We start from the raw sequence: 6,272 nt of genomic DNA on the forward strand, positions 1-6,272 counted from the left end.
GCGTTCACTGTGGGCGGGTGCGCGCCGGCACCCGCGTTTCCAGCGCGGCGGGGGTGTAGGCGGGGTCGAAGCTGCAGCCGGTGCCGAAGCGCGCCTCGTTGGCCGGACAGGCGGCCGCGATGCCGGCGGGCGTGGGCTTGGTGCCCTGCTCCACCCAGGCCAGCAGGGCGTTCATCAGCGTCGGGTAGGTCGGGCCGCTGATGTAGCTGTGGGTGCCGTCGGTGGTGAAGGTCTGGACCAGCCGGTCGCCGCTGCCGCCCTGCTGCATCACCGACTTGAACTGCGCGTCGAGCTCGACGAAGGCCGTGGGGTCGCTGATCCACTTGACGGTGAGCACCGGCACCGGGATCTTGCCCGTGGGGTCGGTGTCGGCGGCGAAGCGGCCGTAGGCAGCCGGGTCGGCGCTGTAGCGCAGCACGCCGGCGTTGAGCGCGACATCGTCGTCCGAGCCGCTGTAGACCACGCCCGCGTTGCCGAAGGGGCTGGCGCCGCCGGTGCGCTTGCTGCTCACGTCCTGGTAGTGGAAGGTGCCCCAGTTGAGGTGCGACTGGATCGCGCTGGACGGGATCCTGATCACCTTCTCGATGGTCGCGATGCGCGCCTTCTGTTCCGGCGTGCGATCGGCGGCCGCCTTGTTGAGCGCCAGGCATTCGTTGACCCGGGCCGACAGGTTCGACTGCGTCATGGTCACGCCCGCGGGCAGGCCCAGGTTCAGCGCGTAGGGCGTTTCGGTGGGACGCGGGTGGTTGTTGCACAGGTACTGGTAGACCACGCGCAGGTCGGTGCGGAAGTCGTAGGAACGGGTGCCGCCGGCCAGCACGCCGCTGGTGAGCAGCACCGCGTCGTAGGGCTGTACGCCGACGGTCTCGGCGGTGAACATCTCGGCCGCCTTCGCGGCCACGCCCGCGCCCCACGACTGCCCGTGCAGGATGGTGCGCGTCGGCTTGCCCACGTGCTGGCGGAAGATGCCGCGCAGGCGTTCGGTGTCTTCCGCGGCGGCGCGCACTTCGACGCCGCCCTGGCGGAAGGTCGAGCCGGCCCAGGCGTAGCCGGCATCGACCATCACGGCCCAGCGCGTCAGGTCTTCGGTGGCCCGCTCGGCGGTCGGCGCGTCGAGGCTGGGGCCGCCATGGGCATGCAGCACCAGCTTGCCGTTCCAGACGGCGGGTTTGGCGATCAGGTAGTAGGCGCCCTTCGAGTCCACGCCGCCCAGGCAGCTGGCCGTCGAGGGCACGGCCGCCGGGCAGGCGACCGGGCTGGGCGCCGCTTCGGTCGATTCGGGCGGGGGGGCCGGCGGATCGACGGGCGCGGGGTCGACCGGCGCTGGCGACACCGGCGGCACCGGCGCAGCGCCGTTGTCGGAACTGCCGCCGCAAGCGGACAGCGCGATCACGGCCGCGACCACGGTGGCCGTCACCGCGGCCGAATGGCAAATAGCTTTCAAAGTCTCGTCTCCTGTAGGTATGCGGCGGATTGTGGGAACAGGAAGACGATATGGCAAAGATGTCTGAAATATGACTACCATACCTAATGCATATCGAAATCCGTCACCTTCGCTATTTCATGGCGGTTGCCGACGCGGGCCACATCACCCGTGCCGCCGAGGCGCTGGGCATGCAGCAGCCGCCGCTGTCGCAGCAGATCCGCGCGCTCGAGACGGAGCTCGGTGCCGACCTGTTCAACCGGCATCCCAAGGGCGTCAAGCTCACCGAAGCGGGACGGCTGCTGCAGACCGAGGCCCGGCGCCTGCTGGCGGAATTCAGCGCCATGCAGACGCGCATGCTCGACTTCGTCGAAGGCCGGCGCGGGCGCATCGCGATCGGCTTCACCACCTCGGCCGCGGCCCACGCCTTCACGCCGGCCTCGATGCGCCTGTGTCGCAGCCGCCACCCCGAGCTGCAGATCGACGTGAGCGAGGACAACGCCGCGGAGATCACGGCCGCCGTGCTCGACGCCCGGCTGCACTGCGGCTTCGTGCGCGTGCCGGTGGCGCGCCCGGCCGGCCTGGCTTTCGAGGCGGTGCTGGAGGAGGAATCGGTGCTCGCCATCCCGATCGACCATCGGCTGGCGGCCGACCCGGCCACGCCGGTCACGCTCAAGGACCTGCGGGGCGAGCGGCTGATCCTGGTCCGGCGCCCCGGCGCGCCCGGCCTCTACGCCAACCTGCTCGCGGCCTGCGCGCGCGAGAACGTGGAGGTCGAGCTGGCGGTCGAGGTCGAACACATGATGACCAACCTCAACCTCGTGGCCGCGGGCGTGGGCCTGTCGATCGCGCCCGCATCGATGCGCGGCACGCACGCGCAGGCCGTGGTGTACCGGCCCTTCAAGGACGCGCGCAGCCTGCGCTCGCCGCTCACGCTGGTCTACCGCGCGGCGGACTGCAACGGCCCCACGGGCGCCTTCATCGCGCTGGTGCGCGAACTCGCCGCCCGCAAAGACCATGCGCTCTTCGACTAGCCCGGGCCCGGTCTCCCGCCGCCGCCGTTCGCTGCTGCTGTGGCCGCTGGCGAGCCTGCCGCTGGGCGGCGCCGCCTTCGCCGCGCGCTGGCCGCAGCGCGCGATCCACATCACGGTGGCCTATCCGCCGGGCGGCGTCAGCGACCAGGTCGCACGCGCGCTGGCCGAGGTGCTGTCCGCCGACCTGGGCGTGCCGGTGGTGATCGAGAACAAGGCCGGCGCCAGCGGCACGCTGGCCCTCGACCTGCTGGTGCGGCGCCCCGCCGACGGCTACAGCCTGTGCTTCGTGGCCGCCACCGCCATCGCCTTGCGTGCCCAGGCCGCGCAAAGCCGCGGCGTGGCGTCGCGCGCGGCCGTGCCGGTGGCCGGCGTCATGCGCACGCCGATCCTGATCGTCGGCACGCGCAGCCTGGGCGTCGACGGCTTCGCGCGCATGGTCGACAGGGCGCGCCAGTCGCCGGGCAGCGTGCGCTGGGCCACCACCGGCGAAGGCACGACCGGCTACGCGGTGCTCGACCGCGTGCGCCGCGCCAGCCGGACCGAGATCGTGCACATCCCCTACAAGGGCGGCGGCCAGCAGCTGCTGGATGCGCTGGCGGGCCACTTCGAGGTGCTGTCCACCAACGTGGCCAGCGCGCAGCTGGAAGACATCGCCGCGGGCCGGCTGGTCGCGCTGGCGGTGGGCGCACCGGCGCGCCTCAAGGTGCTGCCCGACACGCCCACCTTGGCCGAGCTCGGCTACGAGGACGCAAACCTCGACTCGCTGTTCGGCCTGTTCGCACCGCCCGAGCTGCCCGAGGCACTGGCCGAGCGGCTGAACCGCGCGGTGGCCACGGCGCTGGAAACCCCCGCGCTCCAGACCCGGCTGCGCAGCATGAGCAACCTGCCCTTCGAAGGCAGCGCGCAGGTCTTCGCGCAGCAGGTGGCGCGCGAGGCGCGGCGGTAGGCGCGCCTCGCGCCCGCTTCGGTCCGCGCCGGACGTTACGATCCAGCGCCCGAAGGTGGCACACAAGGCGCAAGACATTGAAGAAGCATGAGAAGAATCGCATCCGGATCGCCGGCACGGCCGCCGCGCTGGCGGTGGTGCTGGCAGGCACCGCGCTGTACCTCAGCCCCTACTGGACGCTCCAGCGCCTGCGCGCCGCCGCCGAGGCACGGGACGCCGCGGCCTTCTCCGCGCACGTCGACCTTCCCGCGTTGACGGAAAACCTCAAGGCGCAGCTGATGCACGAGATGACGCAGACCATGGGCGCCGCCGGGAAGAACGACCGCCTCTCGGGCCTGGGCCAGATGCTGGCCGTGGGCCTGCTGGGTCAGATGGTCGACAGCTTCGTCTCGCCGGCCAGCCTGATGCGCATGGTCGCGCAAGGCAAGGTGACGGTGGACATGGCGGCGCTGCGTGCGGCGCCAGCGGCCGGGCCGGGCAGCGCATGGCGCCATGCGCTGCGCTACCGGAACCTGTCGACGGCGCTGCTGCGCGCCGAGGGCGCTTCGGCCGCCGGCGCGTTCGTGTTCACGCGCCAGGGCCTGTGGTCGTGGAAGCTCACGGCCGTCGAGTTGCCCGAGCCGCCGCCGAATGCACAGCGGCCGCTCCCCTGAAAAGGGAGCGGCCGCCGGGCCCCGAGGGGCTTTGGGCGGTCGCCTCGTCGGAAGCGACCGCTTGTTCTCACGCCATCAGTTGATGTTGGCGCCCATCGCGTGGAAGGGCTTGCCCGGCAGCTTGAAGGTGCCGCCGTACTCGAAGGCTGCGTTGTTGAGCAGCTTGCAGCCGCCCTTGGCGTCCGAGCAGGCCTTCGACGCCGCGTAGGTGTGCCAGGTGATCGGGCCGTACAGGAAGTTGTGGATGCCCTTGCCGCCGTAGTCGGCCACGCTCACCACGTAGCTCTCGGTGCCGTGGTTGTCCGTGTCTTCGGTCGAGATCGGATCGATCATGCGGCTCTCCTGCAGCGTGCGCGCCACCGAACCCGAGGTGATGCCCGAATCGAAACGCACCCACTGGACCTTGCGGTCGCCGCGCGAGGTCACGATCACCTCGCGCTCGACGGTGTTGGGATAGATGTCCTTGATCACCGGGGTGGCCGAGGCCTTCTCCTTGGCGTAGGCGATGCCCGTCGGGTTGCGCCCCACGGCCACCGAGAAGCGCTCGACGATGTCCGACGGCGTTCCGCCCGAGGCCTGGTTCAGGTAGCCCGAACCCAGGTCGAACACCCGAAGCTTGCCCTCCTGCGTGGCGATGAAGGCGCGGAACGGCGCGGTCAGCGACACCTTGACGGCGGTCGGACGGTTGTCCAGGTCCATCACCTTGACCACCGTGGGCTTCTGGCCCGAGGCGACGTCGAAGGTGTAGGGCCACTGCGAGGCCTGCATGCCGCGGTTGGCGATCATGCTGTTGAAGCCGGCTTGCGCCTGGCCGAAGTACTGCTGCTTGTAGTAGGCGAACAGCGGGCGCAGGTCCACGAAGGCGGCACGCTTCTCCGACTTGGAGATCACCACGGCCATGCCGGCGCGGGCATAGGCGCTCGACAGGTCACCGCTGAAGTAGCGCGTGCGAACGCTCGCGTTGTCCAGGTCGGTGTCCCAGTAGCGTTGCACGCGCTGGTAGTCGTTGTTCGCGAGACCGGTCGAGACCGAGATCTCGGTGGGCGCCTTCATGGTGTCCGGCAGGTCGACGAAGCCGATCAGCTTGATGAAGTTGTAGTTGCCCAGACCGGGCATGCCGGGGTAGGAGCGCTTCCAGTTGCCCCAGTTGCCGTACCACTGCGATTCGGTGGCCATGGAGCAACCCTGGCAACCGTCGCCCAGCGCCAGCACGGCGACCTGACCGCGCATGGCGGCGGTGTCCCAGACCGTGACCAGCGCGAACTCGCCGCTGTTGGTGACGGTGAGCGCGGTCGGCACCTTGCCGGCCGGCAGCTGCGCGCTGACCTGGTTGCTCGCCGTGTTGCTGCCCACGCCCACGATCCGCCCGTCGGCATAGACCGCGAGCGTGTTGGTGCACCAGCCGCCGCGGCCATAGCACTTGCCCAGCGCCACCGGCTTCTGGAGCGAGAAGCTCTTGAGGTACATGTCCACACCGGCATCGATCGTGCCGCCGTCGTTCGACGGGCCGTTGTAGCGCGTCCAGCTCGCCTCGGGCTCGACCGACATCGTGTTGTGCGCCACGCTGATCGCCTGCACCGAGCCGAGGCCGGCCGCATACGAGCGCTTGTAGAAGCTGGCGTCGGGCGTCGCGTCGGGGATGTAGCCGAAGTTCAGGATGCTCGAGCTGTAGTCGCCCGGGTCGTACTCGAGCGCTCCGCCGACCTGCCAGTTGCCGCACCAGCCGGTCCAGCCGCAACCGCGGTTGCCCTGGCCGTTGGGGTTCTGGATCGACACCATGTTCATTGGCTGGCTGGTGCGCTTGCCGTAGCTCGGCAGGCCGCTCTGCGAGGCGGTGCCGTAGTCGGCCGAGGAGGGGCCGTAGCGGTACGCGATGGCATCGTCGGTGCCCATCTTCTGCGCCATCGCCTGGTACTCGGCGTTGGAGACCGCGCCGTTGACCATCACGTCGCCGCTGATCGCGATCACGCCGGGGTTCGGCGTCGGCGTGGGATTCGGCGTGGGCGTGGGCGTCGGGGTCGGGGTCGGCGTGGGGGTCGGCGTCGTGGTGCTGCCGTCGACCAGATAGCAGGACTTGTTCACGCCCGGTGCCGGGTCGCCGAACAGCTGGTCCCCACAGGTGTAGGTGCCCGCGGCCAGCTGCTTGATGTTGAAGCGCGTGCCGGTGCCGTAGGCGATGCTGCTGGCCGTGCTCAGCGTGAAGGTGCCGCTCTGCC

The 6,272-nt window shown here is 70.4% G+C and carries 5 protein-coding genes; 3 read left to right on the forward strand and 2 right to left on the reverse strand.

Translation table 11 applies throughout. The annotated features are described in order from the left end of the window. Window positions 1-4: 4 nt before the first annotated feature. The gene (locus tag A9977_RS04880; RefSeq protein WP_259651819.1) at window positions 5-1,444 is read right to left on the reverse strand and encodes a hypothetical protein; all 1,440 of its coding nucleotides are present in this window, start codon (window positions 1,442-1,444) and stop codon (window positions 5-7) included. 92 nt (window positions 1,445-1,536) lie between these two features. On the opposite strand from A9977_RS04880, the gene A9977_RS04885 reads away from it, so the two are divergent. The 3 genes from A9977_RS04885 to A9977_RS04895 all read left to right on the forward strand — a co-directional run bounded on the left by A9977_RS04885 (window position 1,537) and on the right by A9977_RS04895 (window position 4,056). After that, window positions 1,537-2,457, forward strand: coding sequence for a LysR family transcriptional regulator (locus A9977_RS04885; protein WP_183023769.1), 921 nt, complete (start codon window positions 1,537-1,539; stop codon window positions 2,455-2,457). Continuing rightward, window positions 2,441-3,403: a tripartite tricarboxylate transporter substrate binding protein gene (locus A9977_RS04890; protein ID WP_183023764.1), complete on the forward strand. Its 963-nt coding sequence runs from the start codon at window positions 2,441-2,443 to the stop codon at window positions 3,401-3,403. The genes A9977_RS04885 and A9977_RS04890 overlap by 17 nt, the downstream gene beginning before the upstream one ends. Before the next feature lie 77 nt (window positions 3,404-3,480). Next, entirely contained in the window at window positions 3,481-4,056 is a 576-nt protein-coding gene (locus A9977_RS04895) for a DUF2939 domain-containing protein (protein ID WP_183023765.1), read from the forward strand. Window positions 4,057-4,131: 75 nt separating this feature from the next. On the opposite strand, the gene A9977_RS04900 is transcribed toward A9977_RS04895, so the two are convergent. Further along, window positions 4,132-6,272, reverse strand: a 2,141-nt coding sequence (locus A9977_RS04900) for a hypothetical protein (RefSeq protein ID WP_183023766.1), incomplete at its 5' end; no start/stop codon positions are given.

It is taken from the genome of Variovorax sp. UMC13 (assembly GCF_014170375.1).
GTDB lineage: Bacteria > Pseudomonadota > Gammaproteobacteria > Burkholderiales > Burkholderiaceae_C > Variovorax.